This is a genomic window from Terrimonas pollutisoli (assembly GCF_029360765.1).
In the GTDB taxonomy this organism is placed as follows: Bacteria; Bacteroidota; Bacteroidia; order Chitinophagales; family Chitinophagaceae; genus Terrimonas_B; species Terrimonas_B pollutisoli.
Genome location: NZ_JARKNA010000010.1, coordinates 43,983 through 60,638, shown reverse-complemented (window position 1 = coordinate 60,638; position 16,656 = coordinate 43,983). Strand labels below are relative to the sequence as shown.

Sequence of the window (16,656 nt, the reverse complement as noted above, 5' to 3'; positions counted from 1 at the left end):
TGACCTACTGGTTAGCAGGTGCGATGACTATGATTAATCTACCTTCTTTACGAATAGTCTTCCTGAATTGATTGCCAGTACCACGTCACTAAGGCCCATCACCAAAGCGGCGAAACCTGGTTTCAGGAAACCTAATGCTGCTACTGGAATGGCAACAATGTTGTAAGCAAAGGCCCAGAAAAGATTTTGTTTGATCGTAAGAAAAGTATGTCTGCCCAGGCCCAGTGCCATTGGCAGTTTTTTTAATCCGTGATTCATCAATACAACCTGTGCGGTTTGCATTGCTATTTGTGATGCGTCACTCATAGAAATGCCAACAGTGGCTTTTGCCAAAGCAGGTGCATCGTTGATGCCATCTCCAACCATTACAGTAGGAACTGCGGAACTCAGTTCCGCAATCTTTTCCAGTTTTTGTTCGGGTGTTTGTTCTGCAATCACTTCATCAATGCCCAGTTGATCACCCAACGCTTTTGTTTTTGCATAACGGTCTCCACTGAGCAAAATGGTTTTGATATTCTTTCCATGTAAATAATCGACTACCGCTTTTGCTTCAGGTCGTAACTCATCCTTGACATCGACCCATCCGAGCAGTTCATCATTTTTGATGACGTACACATTATGGCCATCATCTTTTGTAAACTTCTCCGCTACTTTGAATGAACCGACTGTATAGGTATTGCTTTCTTTATCCTCTGCTCTCATACCAAGCCCCTTTATTTCTTCTATTTTTTTCCAACGGATCTCATCTTTTGTTTTCCATTCTTTGGCTATGCTTTTGGCAATCGGGTGATTGGAATATTTCTCCAATGAAAAAACAATTCTTTTAAACTCTTCTTCAGTTACACTGTAATTGGCAGTCAACTGCCAACTGCCAACTATAAACTCTCCAGTTGTTAGAGTTCCCGTCTTGTCAAAGACCACTTGTTGAATATTCTTAAACGATTCAAGACTTGTTGCGTTGCGAAACAAAATTCCATTTCTTGCTCCCCGGCCAAGACCAACGGCAATAGCCGCCGGCGTGGCAAGACCCATGGCGCAAGGACAAGCAATAACCAAAACGGCAATGCTGCGCATCAGTGATGGAGTAAAGTCTTTTAAAATGATCCAGTTGGCGATCAAAGTAACCACTGCAATGCCAAGAACAACCGGGATAAAGACAGCGCTTATTTTATCAGCCAATTGTTGCACTGGTGGTTTTTCACCCTGTGCCTGTTTTACCAGGTTGATGATGCCGGATAAAACGGTATCATTGCCGGCAGCAGTTACATAACCTTTTATCGTTCCATTCACCAATATGCTGCCGCCAATCAGTTTGTCTTTACTTACTTTATGAACAGGGATACTTTCTCCTGTAATGATAGCTTCATTTACATCCGCTTCACCCCAGAGTATTTTGCAATCGGCAGGTACCTGTTCACCGGATTTTATTAAGATCAAATCCCCACTCCTGAGCTGATCGCTTTCGACAGGGAAAATATGTTCCTGTTTCTGATCATCGTATGTGATCATGTTGGCCATTACCTTCTGTGATTGGGCCAATTTGTTTAATGCTTTTTGCGTGGACTTCACCGACGCTTCCTCCATATAATTTCCGAGGAAGACCAACGTAATAATAGTGGCCGTCGTTTCATAAAACATATACTGCTCGGCCTGCCCGGTCAATGTGCCATACAGGCTATAGATAAATGATGACAAGGCGCCAATAGCGATTAGCACATTCATATTCGGCATGCCATTGCGAATACTTTTCCAGGCGCTTTTACCAAAAAAGCTCATGCCAACAATAAAAACTGGTAGGGTGAGAACTAATTGCAACCACGGATTCATCAGCCAATGGAAATGTACACCGGGTATCATATCAAGCATAAGAATGGCAGTGAAGGGAAAACAAAACCAGAACCGCTGCAGGTGAGAATGAAAAATTTTTCGACCACCTTCTTCGTGTTTGTGAGAATGACTATGGCCATCACGAGCCAATTTTTCGTCCACCACTTTATAACCAAGATCGTTGATGCCCTTGCTGATTTTGTCTTCAGCGACAGCCCCTTCTTTATCAAAGATTACATCACCGGTAGCAAAATTCACCTTCACGTTCTTCATACCTTGTTTTTCCAGGTAACGGTGAATATTGATTGCGCATGTATTGCAATCCATGCCTTCTACTTTCCATTGAATTTTTTCCATAATAACTACTATTGATATAACAAAAGGCAGGCTATCTTGTTGCAAATTTACTGAGCAGTAATAACGGGGTTATTTTTACAACAATGAATATTGGCAACAGGGTTGCTATTCTTTTAAATTTGCCGGATGGAACTTATTTTTTCATTGGAGACCATTCAAAAAACTGCAACCACGTTTTGGAAATTAGTAGAAAATGCCAGGGTATTTGCTTTTCATGGCAACATGGGAGCCGGTAAAACCACCTTTATTCATGCCTTGTGTGATGTGAGAGGAGTGAAAGATGTAGTAGGTAGTCCCACTTTTTCCATCATCAATGAATATATCTACGCAAATGGAACCGGTAAGATATTTCATATCGATCTATACCGGCTGAAAGATGAAGAAGAAGCCATACAAGCGGGAGTAGAAGATTGCTTATACAGTGATCATATATGCCTGGTGGAATGGCCTGAGAAGGCTAAGGGTATTTTCCCAGAGGATACGGTGCATGTTTACATCGATACTGTAGATTCCTCTTCACGACGGCTCAGAATAGATAGGAATTAACTATTTTTGAAAAAACAGTATTGTTACTGACTGCCAACTTCCATGAGCCAGCAAAAACCAAGGATAAGCACTTCATTCAGCTACGAAACATTAGAGGAAACCTTAGACATCAAACCGAAAGCAGAGGGTATGATGATCGGGATTCCCAAGGAATTTGCTTTCCAGGAAAATCGTGTTGCTTTAACTCCCGATGCAGTCAGTGTATTGGTCAGCAACGGCCACCAGGTAGTAATCGAGCATAATGCCGGCGACGCATCTCATTTCCGTGATAAAGATTATAGCGAGGCCGGAGCCAAGATTGTATATGAGAGAGCTGAAGTGTACAGAGCGCCAATACTGGTTAAAAGCGCTCCGGTAATTGAAGAAGATCTTCCCCTGCTTCAGATAAACCAGGTGATTATTTCTCCTATCCATCTTTCGGTGTTGAAAGCAGAGATACTGGAAAAAATGATGGAAAAGAAAGTAACTGCTATTTCTTTTGAAAACCTCAAAGATGATAGCGATTCTTATCCGATTGTTCGCAGCATGAGTGAAATCGCCGGGAGTGCGGTAATGCTGATAGCGGCTCAATACCTGGGTTCAGCCAATCATGGAAAAGGAGTTTTGTTGGGTGGGATATCCGGTATAGCACCAACCAAGGTTATCATCATCGGCGCAGGTATTGTTGGCGAATATGCAGCGAGAGCGGCGTTGGCATTGGGTGCATCCGTTAAAGTTTTTGATAACAGTGTTTACCGGTTAAAAAGGTTGCAGAATAATATTGGTCATCGTCTGTGGACATCAGTGATAGAACCCCGGATGTTAGCCAAGCAATTAAAAACTTGTGAAGTGGCCGTGGGTGCACTCGGTTCTGAAACCGGCAGAACACCGATGGTAGTAACGGAAGAAATGGTCAGTAATATGCGGCCCGGTTCGGTGGTCATTGATGTTAGTATTGACCGCGGCGGATGTTTTGAAACAAGCGAAATCACTTCGCATGAGCATCCTATTTTCATGAAGTATGGTGTCATACATTATTGTGTTCCCAATATTCCATCCGGCTTTTCACGAACGGCCTCCCAGGCTATCAGCAATGTATTAATGCCGTTGTTGCTGGAAGCGGGTGAAGAAGGTGGTTTTGAAAAATTGGTTTGGCATCGTGTTCATCTTCGCAGCGGCATATATCTTTTCAAAGGAGCGTTGACTAATTTTTATTTGAGTGAACGATTTGATCTCAAGTATACCGATCTCAACCTGCTGATTGCGAGCCAGCGTTAATTTATATACGTTCATTCTTTCAGAAGTCTTTACAGGCCGACCCGTTGGCATTTTTTGGCTATCTTCGCAATAATGAAAAAAATGCTGATTACATACAGTTTGCTTTTATGTTTTATACATGTTACTGTATGGACTTCAGCGGCGGACTCAGTAAAAAAATCTTCTCCTGGTTATTCTATTTCGCCTGCAAAAAATGCTACAATCCTAAAAAAATCTTTTCAATTTCCATTTGATTCAAAGGCGGATAATATCGCTGACAATCTCTATAGCCGAATGGGCCCAAGGGTTGCCAATACCGTATTTTCTTCGCCAGCTGATGGAGAAAGATTTTTCCATTTAATTACCGGCCTGGCAAAAAAAGAAACAGTACAAAAAACCGAAGCAGAGAGAGTACTGAAAGATTACCTGTTGCATATATTTCCCTCGCATTATTTCTGGTAAAAATGAGTTCGTCGGGTTAGTTGTGAGTTCTTCCAGTCATTACCAGGTGATAGAAGTGGTATAGGATATTTTAATGATCTAAGAGCTATTGTATTTGTTGGAAAAAGCAATTGTATGAATCATTTACCCCATCTGATATCAGACCTGGCATTGATACTTGGCGCAGCGGCCATCATGACTTTATTATTTAAAAAAATGAAGCAGCCATTGGTGCTGGGTTACATTATTGCCGGGATACTGGTAAGTCCCAATTTTACCTTGTTGCCTTCCATTATGGAAACAAAAAGTGTGAATGTGTGGGCGGAAATAGGGGTGATCTTTCTTTTATTTAGCCTGGGTCTAGAATTCAGTTTCAGAAAATTAGTACAGGTAGGCGGCTCAGCGTCCGTGTCGGCTTTTGTGGAAGCAATTGGTATGTCTGCATTAGGGTATGCCTGCGGACAGGTACTGGGCTGGTCAGCGATGGATAGTATTTACCTTGGAGCTGCCCTGGCAGTTTCATCCACTACCATTATCATCAAAGCGGTAGAAGAACTGGGTTTGAAAAAGAAAAAATTTGCCACACTTGTATTTGGTATCCTGATCGTAGAGGATCTTATTACCATCGCCATCCTGGTACTGCTGACGACCTTATCGGTGAGCCGGCAGTTTGTCGGTACAGAAATGCTTCTTTCCATCCTGAAGCTTATCTTCTTTTTAATACTTTGGTTTGTAACAGGGATATTTTTTATTCCTACCATTTTAAAGAAAGCAAAAAACCTGATGTCAGATGAAACATTGCTGATCGTATCGATTGCAATGTGTTTGCTGATGGTGTACCTGGCGGCGCAGGCAGGCTTTTCACCAGCTTTGGGTGCGTTTATCATGGGGTCCTTATTGGCGGAGACCACCAAGGCTGAAAGGATCGAACACCTGGTTAAGCCGGTAAAGGATTTGTTTGGTGCTATCTTTTTTGTATCTGTTGGCATGCTGATCGATGTGAAAATGATCGGTGACTATGTAGTGCCAATTATCCTTATCACTGTTATTTGTATCCTGGGTAAGGTTGTCACAACTGGTGTTGGCGCATTTATTTCGGGTAATTCACTAAAAGTTTCATTACAAACAGGCATGAGCCTGGCACAGATTGGTGAATTCTCTTTTATTATAGCTGCTTTAGGTCTTAGCCTGAATGTCACGAGTAATTTTCTATATCCCGTTATTGTCGCAGTGTCAGGTATTACAACCTTCACAACACCTTACTTAATAAAAGCCGGAGCCCCGCTTTACAACTGGATCGATAAGCGGCTTCCTGAAAAATGGCGGGCCTCGTTGAACCGGTATAGTTCCGACGCAACTATAATAACTGCTGCGAATGATTTTCAACAGGTGGTAAAGTCCTTTATCATCAATGTGGTGCTTTTTTCAGTGTTGGTAGGTGCTATCGTTTATCTCTCATCAGTGCATGTAAAGCCCTGGGTAGCTTCTCATACATCGTATGCGTTTGGCGGTATCACTGCGGCTGTAGTTACATTATTGTTGATGGCGCCTTTTCTTTGGGGATTGGTGGTGAGGAATGAGCGGAACGAGTCGTTCGCAAAAATTTATGCACAACAAAAATACCGCGGTCCTATCTGGCTCATGCGGGGTATAAAATTGTCGCTGGCTTTATTTTCGATCATCTTCCTGTTAAATAGGTTTTTTTCATTAGCTATCGCATTATATGCAGCTATTTTTATGATCAGCTTGTTCGCCATGTTTCGAAAAAAGATCCAGGTATTGTACGACAGTATTGAAAGCCGGTTTATAAAAAATTTGAATGACAGGGAACTGCAGGCAGAATTAAAGCAACTGGAATTGCAGGCTGGCAAAAGAAATGTTGAATTGGCGCCCTGGGATGCTCATATGACGACATTTGAAGTAGAGCCCGAAGTAAACATTATCGGAAAAACATTAGAAGAGCTTCGTTGGCGGGAGTTGATCGGGGTAAATGTAGCCATGATAAAAAGGGGACAGATAACGATCACGACACCACAAAAGATCGATCGCATTTTTCCCGGCGATCGCTTATTCATCATCTGCACAGATGCGCAGGAAAAAAAGATGAATGCAATTCTTCGTCCCGATAAAAAATTGATGGAAAACCAAAAAGAAACTGAAGTGGAATTGGATAAATTCACTATTGATTTTGACTCTCCTTTTATTCATAAAACTATCCGGGATTCGGGAATTCGTACCAGCACCAATGGCTTAGTAGTTGGTATTGAACGAAACGGGCAACGCCTGCTTAATCCCGAATCCTCTACGACCTTTGAGTTAGGCGATATCGTTTGGATCGTGGGTGAGAAAAAACTTATTCACGCTATTAACTGACCCTATTTTACAAGTGAATCATTGCATCCAAAGTTCTCCACATTATTCATATACCATTCCCAGCGTTGCAAGCCACCAATCAGCCAACTGATGGTATATCCCTTTTTTGTTAAGTCATCTGCAAGTGCCAATCCATCGATACCATTTTCAGAGATAAAAACATAGTTCTTCATTTTATCGGTGAATTGTTGTTCAAACTGGTCAATGCCATTTCCTTCAAAAAAATTAACTGAATTGGTCAAATGTTTATACTCATGTTTTGTGCCTTTATTTACTTTATTGTAAAGGCTGTCGTGCCGCAGGTCTACGAGGACTATATTGCCGGCTTTTAATTTACTGCAATAATTAGGAGCGGTTATAAAGTCTATATTGCTTTTAGACTTGATAAACTTGTTTGTCTTTTGGCCGGGGTTTTTATTTCGGAAAAATTCATAAAACAAATAACTGTTACCGACAAGATAAGCGGCATTGGAAATACCTTTTTGCGTCAACCATTCGGTCGTTTCCGCTGCACCATTGTTCACCATATTGAATAGTACAACAGGTTTTGTTTTATTCTTCTGTATCTGCTCAAGTATTTTGAGAGAATCAGCATAATTAAAGTAAACCGCATTTTTAAAAGCGGGATAATACTGGTAAAATCTTATCGTTGCTGAATCCCATAAAAACCGTGGCTCATTCGTTATGCCGATGAGTTGCACCTTTTCTCCGGATGAAAGAAGCTTTAGTAATTGCGCCGGTGAGATATTTTTATAACTATTTGCTGTTTCATAAAATTGCGTACGGTAAGGCGCCAGATCATCATAACGCCGGAACCATTCTGTCATCCCACCCCGTACATTATTGACATGAGTGAATCCATTTTTTAAAAGAATGTTGGAAGCGGCGCGGCTGCGGTAACTATGAGAGCAGATCAGGTAAATATCCTTGTCCCTGTAAGCATCCAATTGTTTTACTGCTTCGGGGTCTTTCTGCAATTCCTGCAGGGGAATATTGATAGCGCCTTTGATCTTGCCAATATTGGATTGTTTTCCCCTTGAAACAGTGTCGCAGTATTCGCCTTTGGTTCTTACATCTACGATGACGATATTATCGTCACCTTTTTGTTTTTTCTCCATGAGTGCCGGGAGGCTGATTTCATTGTAATTGTTTTGGGCATTCGGTATCATTGAAATGCCGAACAGGCAAAGCAGCAGATGAAGAGACTTTTTCATATAGAAGAGCTTTAGCTATTGTAAATTACTGAAATTGGAAGGGGAGGTCTCTACCGTTGGTATAAAAGGTCCGTCGGAAATAAATTATTTATAGTCGCTGATGCTGATCACGTCTTTACAAAAGCTATATTCTACCTTATCATTACTGCTTACAACCACGAGTCGATTATCACAGTATTCACTGACCAGTTGGTGATATAATTCAATGCCGGCCACATCAAGATTGGTACAAGGCTCATCCAGTAATACCAATGTAGTATCGGAAAAAATGCACTGGGCCAGTTTCACCCTTTGTTTCATACCCGATGAGTAATAACGAATTTGCTTGTCCGCGGCTTTTTCCAGGCCAAGCCTGGCAATGATGGAACCAGTAGTGATGTCAGGCAAAAAAGGTTTGAACCCATGATGAAAATCCAAAAATTCTTTCAGCGTCATTTCTTCCACCACCTCTAAATAAGGAGCGCAGATCGAAACATGCTGGTAAATTTTTTCATGAGGGATTTCCAATTTCTCACTTCCGACTTCTGACTTCTGACTTTCATATCTCAAACTCCCCTCATTAAAATGCATGGAGCCGCTTAATACCTGCAGCAGGGTTGATTTGCCGGAGCCATTGGGACCCGTTATAGCATAGGAGCGACCCTGTTCAAAAGTGTAGGTGAAATGACGAAATATCCAATCCCGGTTAAAGCGTTTGCCTACATCAGAGAGAATTATCTTCATCGCCGTTGGCTTTTGAAAAACGTTTGATGATGCCCCGGGTGCTTTCATTGATGAAAGTCACAATTTCATCTCTCTCGTCGGTGGCCGGAAATTCTTCTTCTAAAAATTCCAGTGCCTGCGAAGTATTTAGCCCTTTATTATACAGGATGCGGTAGATATCAAGAATATGATTGATCTTCTCAACCGTGAAGCCACGTCTTTTGAGACCAACGGAATTAACACCGGCATAGCTAAGTGGCTGGCGGGCAGCCTTGATATATGGCGGCACATCTTTTCCCACCAGGGAGCCGCCTGATATAAATGAATGTGATCCTACATGCACAAACTGGTGAATAGCGCAAACGCCTCCCAGACCCACCCAGTCGCCCAACACCACATGCCCTGCTAATTGCGAATTGTTGCTGATGGTACAATTATCCCCAATAATACAGTCGTGGCCTATATGGCTATAAGCCAATATCCAGCAATTATTACCCACCACCGTTTTCATCCGGTCTGAGGTACCACGGTGAATGGTCACGAATTCACGAATTGTGCAATTATCGCCAATTTCAACGGTAGTTCTTTCGCCGTCGAATTTTCTGTCCTGGGGTATGGCTCCTAACACGGCACCGGGGAAAATCCGGCAATTTTTACCGATCCTGGCACCTTCCATAATCGTCACATTGGATCCTATCCAGGTGCCTTCACCAATCTCCACATCCTGATGTATAACTGTAAAAGGATCAACCTTTACGTTAGTTGCCAGCTTTGCATTCGGGTGAATATAGGTATGTGGATGAATCATGCAGTTTTTATATAAAAAAACCTCCGCCATAAGCGGAGACCGTGCAAAGGTAATCCCGATAGCTATCGGGACGGCCAAAAAATGGATTTTTTTTAAAACCCGGCGGTAAAACCTGCTTTTGATTAAGATCAGTGTTCAAAATCGGTGTTTGGACTGTAAATTTGCAACTCATGTTCAATCCCCCGGATATATTAACGCTGGCTTACAAGCAAGCTCCTATGCAGGAGCAGCTCCTGCTTTTGCAGGAGAAAGAACAGCAAATGCCGGGCTCAGTACAGTATTCCATTAAACGATACGGCAGAAATATTCAATGGAATATTGAAGATACCGGGATCATGGTGTACCATTACGAGAAAAAAGATCCGGGAAAAAATTACCTGGAGTTGAAGTTTTGCGTAGCCGGTAATATGTATTGCCGGTCCAGGGGAACTGAATGCAACAAGTGCAAAGCAGGCATCTCCAATAATTGTGCTGATAAAGAAGAAAGCATTGATGTACTGGGTTTTCGGTTTTCACCTGCATTATTATCACAATTTGTAAAGCCCCGGAACTCAAACGATACGTTAAGTGAGGATATATTGAATTTTAAAAGAGAGTCTTCATTTACCAAAATACTACCTCTTTGCAGTAAGACAAGAATGGTGATCGAGTCATTACTCAATCATAACTATACCGATAGCCTGGAAAATATCTTTATCAATGCGCAGATGCAGATGCTGTTGCTGTACAGCATGGATTGCATGATTGGCGATAAAGAGATTGATGTGATCAACTGCAAGTTCCTGGCTAATGAAGCCGACCGGGAAAAAGTAACCAGGGCGAGGGAAATATTAATCCAGCATATCGGCGAACCTATTACCATTAAGGAGTTGAGCCGTAAGGTGGCGATGAATGAATGCTACCTGAAAAAAGGGTTTAAAGAAATGTTCGGTTCTACCATTTTCGATTTTTATCAAAGCCAGCGAATGGAACATGCCCGTTTTCTTTTATATGAAAAAGGACTGAGTGTTACCGAGGTTTCTATGCTCCTAGGTTATTCTTCTATTTCACATTTTTCTACAGCATTTAAAAAGCACACAGGTTTAAAACCTTGTGAGCTGTTGTTGAGATAGGGATCCCTTCTAAATCTCTCCGCCAACTGGCGTAAGACTTCGCTATACACAGCCCTTACTTTGCGAAGATATCTTCTCAAAAGGACGATGCTCTGTCACTAATCCCGGTTGCATCACTACCACATCAACTCAATATCTCTATCAGGATTTTCGAAGATTCCGGTCACATAACAAAGTTTTCGACAGACTCCGGTTACATTGAAGAATTTTCGACAAGCGAGGGCTGTGCGTTGATAAGTCCTCCCTTTAGGGAGGATTTAGGAGGGTTGAACTGTTGTTGCGATAATAAATTCCTCCTTATATTTTTCTTGTTTCCATCACGGTTTTAGTTTTGCATCTTCATGAAATGGTTTGCTTATATATTATCCTTTTATATGTTACTGCTGGCAGTATTTCCTTGCTGCCTGGTGGATGACTGTCCGGATGATAAAGCAAAAACGGAGCAATTGGCCGCTCATGAAAATGGTGACGAGGATTGCGGCAACTGTTCGCCCTTTTTTAATTGTGAAGGATGTGCCGCCGTTTCGGTTACAATCGATACAGTTCACTTTGAAGTTATTTCTTTACCGGTGCTACAAGTTTATACGGGATTTATCCCTTCAATAATCCCCGATGTTCATTACGAGTTTTGGCAACCACCCCGGTTGGGTTAATACTGTTATCGCCGTCGGATGACGGAGATTTTTATATTATTAACCTAATTCTTACGCATGAAACAAATATTGCTATGTGTGGCTGCAATGATTTGCAGTACTACATTACTCGCACAACATTCCATCAGTTTTTCAATAAAAAATGCTGAAACCTTCGAACCATTGGCAGGAGCTTCCGCTTTGATCGTAGCATTTAAAAAAGGAACTGCGGCAGATACAGCAGGGCTTGCGACATTTACCGGGCTGGCTGCCGGAAAATACATTTTTCGTTTTTCGTATACCGGGTTTCAATCCAGGCATGAAAACATAAACATTCCCTATGCGGGAGCGGAGCCATATGAAATTTTATTGCGGGCCGAAGAAGAGGAGGAAGAGGAAGAAGTGATTGTTCAATCCACCAGGAGTACGAGAACCATACAGAACATTCCAACAAGGATCGAGTTTATCGCCGGGGAGGAATTGGATGAAAAGGCTAATATGAAACCGGGTGATATCCGGATGGTATTAACGGAAAGTACGGGTATTCAAACCCAACAAACTTCTGCTACTTCAGCCAACGCATCTATTCGCATACAAGGTCTTGACGGCGGGTACACACAAATTTTGAAAGACGGATTGCCTTTATATGCAGGCTTCAGCAGTGGCCTGGGCTTGTTGCAAACACCTCCTTTAGACCTTAAGCAGTTCGAGGTGATCAAAGGATCTGCCTCCACTTTATACGGCGGTGGGGCAATCGCGGGCCTGGTCAACCTGATCTCCAAAACACCAGCAGAAGAAAGAGAATTGAAATTTCACCTGGATGCCACTTCAGGCGGTGGTTTAAACACCAGCGGATTTTTTGGACGAAGATTTGGAAAAATTGGAACGACGATATTCGCTTCAAGAAATAGTAATAAAGCATACGATCCGGCGGATATAGGTTTAACTGCTATCCCAAAATTTGAACGATATACATTAAATCCTAAATTCTTTGCGTACGTCAACAAGAATACTCAATTGAATTTGGGAGTAAATCTAACTACTGAAGACAGAACTGGTGGTGATGTTGATTTCATCAAAGGAAAAAAATCAGCAGGCTTTTTTGAAAAAAACAACAGTGATCGTATCAGTACTCAATTCAGCTTGGAACATCGTTTTGGTAAATGCAGCCACATAACAGTAAAGAACAGCTTCAATCACTTTAAGCGGGTGATGAGTTTGCCGGGATATATATTTAATGGCACACAAAATGGAACTTTTACGGAAGCCACTTATGCTTATCATGGTGACAGGTCAGAATGGATTACCGGCCTCAATCTTTATACCGATCATTTCAGTGAGGTGAAAACTACGTCAACTCCCTTGAGAAATTATGACCAAATAACAATAGGTGCTTTTGTACAAAACAATCTGAAGCTCACCAATAAGTTTAGTGTGGAGACGGGCTTAAGAGGCGACCAGGTAAGGGATTATGGATTTGCATTTTTACCAAGAATCTCCGCCCTGTTCAATTTTACTCCCGAACTCTCGTCCCGCATAGGCGGCGGATTGGGTTATAAAACGCCAACCATCTTTACAGAAGAAAGTGAAAGGCTGCAATATAAAAATGTATTGCCGGTAGATGATAACACGAATAAACTGGAACGCAGCTATGGTGTAAATGCAGATATCAATTATAAAACAAGATTTGCTGATGGCGATGTGAGTTTCAGCATCAATCATCTTTTCTTTTATACCCGCATTGCCGATCCTTTATTGTTGCAACCGGATGGTAACAACTATCGATTTTATACAATGAGTGGTCATATTGATAGCCGGGGAATGGAAACCAATGTTAAATTGGGCTATAGTGATTTTAAATTATTCCTGGGTTATACATTTACTAAAGCTTACCTGCATGAAGGAAATAGTAAAACAGAAAATTATCTCACATCAAGGCACCGGTTCAATTCGGTATTGTTGTATGAAGTGGAAGATAAATGGAAGATTGGATTGGAAGGTTATTATTTCAGCAAACAAAAGCTAAGCGATGGCAGCACCGGCAAACCTTATTGGATCAATGGCTTCATGGTGGAAAAACTTTGGGAGAAATTTTCTTTGTATATCAATTTTGAAAATTTTCTCGATACAAGGCAAACAAGATTTGGCAGCATTTATACAGGATCGATCGATAACCCGGTGTTCAAAGATATTTATGCGCCGTTGGATGGGTTTGTGATAAATGGCGGAATTAAATTGAAGCTTTAAGAACGGGTGAGAATGTTCAATCTTCAATGTTCAATTCTCAATGCTCAACTTTAGGAATTCGTCAATTGAAAATTGACCATTGAACGTTGAGAATTGAACATTGTTTTTTTACTCTGATTATCTTTTCTTTTTCTTTCCTCCTCCGCCTGGTCCCCGGTACATCATAATATCCCTGTCAAATAAATACAAGCCTCCTTTATCATCGCCTACCAGTTCCAGTTTATCATTTAGTGTACGGGCAGTATGTTCTTCTTCCATTTGCTCATTCACATACCACTGCAGGAAATTATGGGTAGCGTAGTCTTTTTCAGAAAGTGAAAGGTGTACGAGATCATTGATGCTATTGCTTACTTTCAATTCGTGATTCAGGAATTCGTCAAAAACGAATTTCAGTGACTTAAATGTAATAATAGGTTGAGCCAATGCGGGAACAACGGCAAACCCGCCCCGCTCGTTGATAAAGCGGATCAACTTCAGCATGTGTATCCTTTCTTCATCCGATTGTTTGTAAAAAAAATCAGTTACTCCCTGCAATCCTGGTTGAATTTCAGCCCATGATGCCATAGCCAGGTACGCTTGTGAAGATTCGGCTTCCATTTGCACCTGGCTGTTGAGTGCTTCCTGTATAGGTTTTGATAACATAGCAATAGATTTTACTACAAGTTAAGTCTAAAATTAAATGTAGAAAAAGCAGGAATAAAAAAAGCGGAACATTTAATTTGTTCCGCTTGTATATAGACCAGTTAGCAAGTATTAAGATCCGCAGCTGATGCAACCCTCAGGATTGTCCAGTGAACAGGATATTTGTTCAATGGCTTCTGCTTTGTCGGCAACTATTTGTGTTTGCTTAATAACAGATGAGTCAACCGTAAACTTAACGGCGTCTGTTGCCGCTTTTGTTCTCAGGTAATACATACCGGTTTTCAATCCCTTCTTCCAGGTATAGAAATGCATCGAGCTCAATTTGGCAAAATTTGGTTGCTCTACAAACAGGTTCAGCGATTGTGACTGGCAGATAAATGCACCACGATCAGCCGACATGTCAATCAATGAGCGTTGCTTGATCTCCCAAACTGTTTTATAAATCTCCTTCAAATTGGCCGGTATCTCGTCAATATTCTGAACAGATCCATTTGCAGCGATGATACGCTGTTTCATGCTGTCGTTCCAAAGTCCAAGGCTCATCAGGTCTTTCAACAAATGTTTATTGACAACTACAAACTCACCGCTTAATACCCGGCGATTGTAAATATTGGAAGTGTAGGGCTCGAAGCATTCGTTGTTACCAAGAATCTGTGACGTAGAGGCCGTCGGCATTGGCGCCAGCAGCAAAGAGTTTCTTACACCATGTTCTTTGATCTCAGCTCTTAAAGCATCCCAGTTGTAACGGTCGCTGGGTTGCACGTTCCACATATCAAATTGGAAAATACCTTTTGACAGCGGAGAGCCTTCGAATGTTTCATAAGCTCCCACTTCTTTTGCAATCTGATTGGAAGCAACCAACGAAGCATAATAGATCGTTTCGAAAATATTTTTGTTCAGCAGTTTCGCCATGTCGCTTTCAAATGGCAAGCCCAGCAACATAAATACATCCGCTAAACCCTGCACGCCAATTCCGATCGGGCGATGACGGAAATTACTTCTCTTCGTTTCTTCTAATGGATAGTAATTATTATCTATGATCTTGTTCAGATTGCGGGTAATGATCTGAGTTACTTCCAGCAACTTGTCGAAGTTGAATTTCTTTCCTTCTACGAAACGTGGTAATGAAATAGAAGCCAGGTTACAAACTGCTGTTTCATTCTCATCACTGTATTCAATGATTTCGGTGCAAAGATTGCTGCAACGGATCGTACCCAAATTCTTTTGGTTTGATTTTTCGTTGGCGGCATCTTTATACAGCATGTATGGATTGCCGGTTTCTATCTGTGCTTCCAGGATAGCATTCCACAAGTCACGGGCAGGGATTGTTTTCTTTGCCTTTCCTTCTTTTTCGTATTGCTCATACAATGCTTCGAATTCAGCGCCATGAGTAGTGTGCAGGCTCTTTGCTTCATTGGGGCAGAACAAACTCCACTGGCCGTCGGCTTCTACACGTTTCATAAAGAGATCGGGAATCCACAGGGCCAGGAAAAGATCTCTTGCCCTCATTTCTTCTTTACCATGGTTTTTGCGCAGATCCAAAAATTCAAATACATCTGCATGCCAGGGTTCCAGATAAACGGCAAATGCTCCTTTGCGCTTACCGCCGCCCTGGTCTACATAACGGGCCGTATCATTGAATACACGCAGCATCGGGATGATGCCATTACTGGTGCCGTTGGTTCCTTTGATATAGCTACCGGTTGAACGGATATTATGAATATTGATGCCGAGTCCGCCGGCCGATTGGGAAATAAGCGCCGCATTTTTCAATGTTTCATAAATACCGGCAATGCTGTCTTCTTTCATGCTCTGCAGGAAGCAGCTGCTCATTTGTGGTTTCGGCGTACCGGAGTTGAACAGGGTTGGCGTTGCATGCACAAACCATTTTTCACTCATCAGGTTATAAGTTTCGATGGCTGCATCGATATCTGTTTTATGAATGCCTAAGGCAACACGCATAAACAAATGTTGCGGACGTTCAACTATTTTACCATTTACTTTCAGCAGGTACGATTTTTCCAGGGTTTTGAAACCAAAGAAATCAAAATGATAATCTCTTTCGTAGATAATAGAGGCATCGAGCTGATCAGCATTTTGCTGGATGATTTCGTACACATCATCAGCCAGTAAAGGCGCTTTTTCTCCTGTTTTATTGTCGATATAATTGTAAAGCAGCTTTGCAGTTTCTGAAAAAGACTTGGTCGTATTCTTATGCAGGTTGCTCACGGCGATCCTTGCAGCCAATACTGCAAAATCAGGATGCTTGGTAGTAAATGAAGCGGCTGTTTCTGCGGCCAGGTTATCCAATTCAGTAGTCGGTACGCCATTGTAAATACCAACAATTACTTTTTTGGCAATTTCAATAACGTCATCCGATTTAAGGGTAAGGCCATAACTTAATTTCATTACCCGGGATGTGATTTTGTCGAAATGAACGGCTTCCTGCTTGCCATTGCGTTTCAGTACATACATGTCTTTATATTTAGAAGGTTAGTAGTTGTAAGTCTTTAAAAAGT

At 41.7% G+C, this 16,656-nt stretch carries 13 protein-coding genes; 7 read left to right on the top strand and 6 right to left on the bottom strand.

The features are described 5' to 3' along the window. Positions 1 to 33: 33 nt before the first annotated feature. Complete coding sequence (locus P2W73_RS16180; RefSeq protein WP_276503118.1) at positions 34 to 2,184, bottom strand: heavy metal translocating P-type ATPase; 2,151 nt, start codon at positions 2,182 to 2,184, stop codon at positions 34 to 36. Positions 2,185 to 2,310: 126 nt separating this feature from the next. On the opposite strand from P2W73_RS16180, the gene tsaE reads away from it, so the two are divergent. From tsaE to P2W73_RS16160, 4 genes are all read left to right on the top strand, one after another. Next, positions 2,311 to 2,730 (top strand): tRNA (adenosine(37)-N6)-threonylcarbamoyltransferase complex ATPase subunit type 1 TsaE, encoded by a 420-nt coding sequence (gene tsaE, locus P2W73_RS16175; protein ID WP_276503117.1) that lies wholly within the window; start codon positions 2,311 to 2,313, stop codon positions 2,728 to 2,730. Positions 2,731 to 2,772: 42 nt separating this feature from the next. Then, positions 2,773 to 3,987: an alanine dehydrogenase gene (locus P2W73_RS16170; RefSeq protein ID WP_276503116.1), complete on the top strand. Its 1,215-nt coding sequence runs from the start codon at positions 2,773 to 2,775 to the stop codon at positions 3,985 to 3,987. Positions 3,988 to 4,068: 81 nt separating this feature from the next. Continuing rightward, positions 4,069 to 4,428 carry a hypothetical protein gene (locus tag P2W73_RS16165; RefSeq protein WP_276503115.1) on the top strand — a complete coding sequence of 120 codons (360 nt, stop codon included), beginning with the start codon at positions 4,069 to 4,071 and terminating at the stop codon, positions 4,426 to 4,428. Between the two features lie 114 nt (positions 4,429 to 4,542). Beyond that, a complete protein-coding gene (locus P2W73_RS16160) occupies positions 4,543 to 6,780 on the top strand; it encodes a cation:proton antiporter domain-containing protein (RefSeq protein ID WP_276503114.1) in 2,238 nt (745 codons plus the stop codon). A 2-nt stretch (positions 6,781 to 6,782) separates the two neighbouring features. Here P2W73_RS16160 and P2W73_RS16155 read toward each other — a convergent pair whose 3' ends face one another. The 3 genes from P2W73_RS16155 to lpxA form a co-directional block, all read right to left on the bottom strand. After that, on the bottom strand, positions 6,783 to 7,994 hold the full coding sequence (locus P2W73_RS16155) for a rhodanese-like domain-containing protein (protein WP_276503113.1): 1,212 nt from the start codon (positions 7,992 to 7,994) through the stop codon (positions 6,783 to 6,785). An 84-nt stretch (positions 7,995 to 8,078) separates the two neighbouring features. Beyond that, positions 8,079 to 8,717, bottom strand: a complete 639-nt coding sequence (locus tag P2W73_RS16150) for an ABC transporter ATP-binding protein (protein ID WP_276503112.1) — start codon at positions 8,715 to 8,717, stop codon at positions 8,079 to 8,081. Next, the gene (gene lpxA, locus P2W73_RS16145) at positions 8,698 to 9,504 is read right to left on the bottom strand and encodes an acyl-ACP--UDP-N-acetylglucosamine O-acyltransferase (protein ID WP_276503111.1); all 807 of its coding nucleotides are present in this window, start codon (positions 9,502 to 9,504) and stop codon (positions 8,698 to 8,700) included. The genes P2W73_RS16150 and lpxA overlap by 20 nt, the downstream gene beginning before the upstream one ends. 170 nt (positions 9,505 to 9,674) lie before the next feature. Between lpxA and P2W73_RS16140 the strand changes: the two genes are divergently transcribed. From P2W73_RS16140 to P2W73_RS16130, 3 genes are all read left to right on the top strand, one after another. Further along, positions 9,675 to 10,616, top strand: coding sequence for a helix-turn-helix domain-containing protein (locus P2W73_RS16140; RefSeq protein WP_276503110.1), 942 nt, complete (start codon positions 9,675 to 9,677; stop codon positions 10,614 to 10,616). A gap of 341 nt (positions 10,617 to 10,957) precedes the next feature. Further along, positions 10,958 to 11,269: a DUF6660 family protein gene (locus tag P2W73_RS16135; RefSeq protein WP_276503109.1), complete on the top strand. Its 312-nt coding sequence runs from the start codon at positions 10,958 to 10,960 to the stop codon at positions 11,267 to 11,269. A 57-nt stretch (positions 11,270 to 11,326) separates the two neighbouring features. Then, positions 11,327 to 13,495, top strand: a complete 2,169-nt coding sequence (locus tag P2W73_RS16130) for a TonB-dependent receptor (protein WP_276503108.1) — start codon at positions 11,327 to 11,329, stop codon at positions 13,493 to 13,495. A 117-nt stretch (positions 13,496 to 13,612) separates the two neighbouring features. On the opposite strand, the gene P2W73_RS16125 is transcribed toward P2W73_RS16130, so the two are convergent. Together P2W73_RS16125 and P2W73_RS16120 are read right to left on the bottom strand one after the other, a co-directional pair. Continuing rightward, complete coding sequence (locus tag P2W73_RS16125; RefSeq protein WP_276503107.1) at positions 13,613 to 14,137, bottom strand: ferritin; 525 nt, start codon at positions 14,135 to 14,137, stop codon at positions 13,613 to 13,615. 111 nt (positions 14,138 to 14,248) lie between these two features. Continuing rightward, a complete protein-coding gene (locus P2W73_RS16120) occupies positions 14,249 to 16,612 on the bottom strand; it encodes a ribonucleoside-diphosphate reductase subunit alpha (RefSeq protein WP_276503106.1) in 2,364 nt (787 codons plus the stop codon). Positions 16,613 to 16,656: the final 44 nt, after the last annotated feature.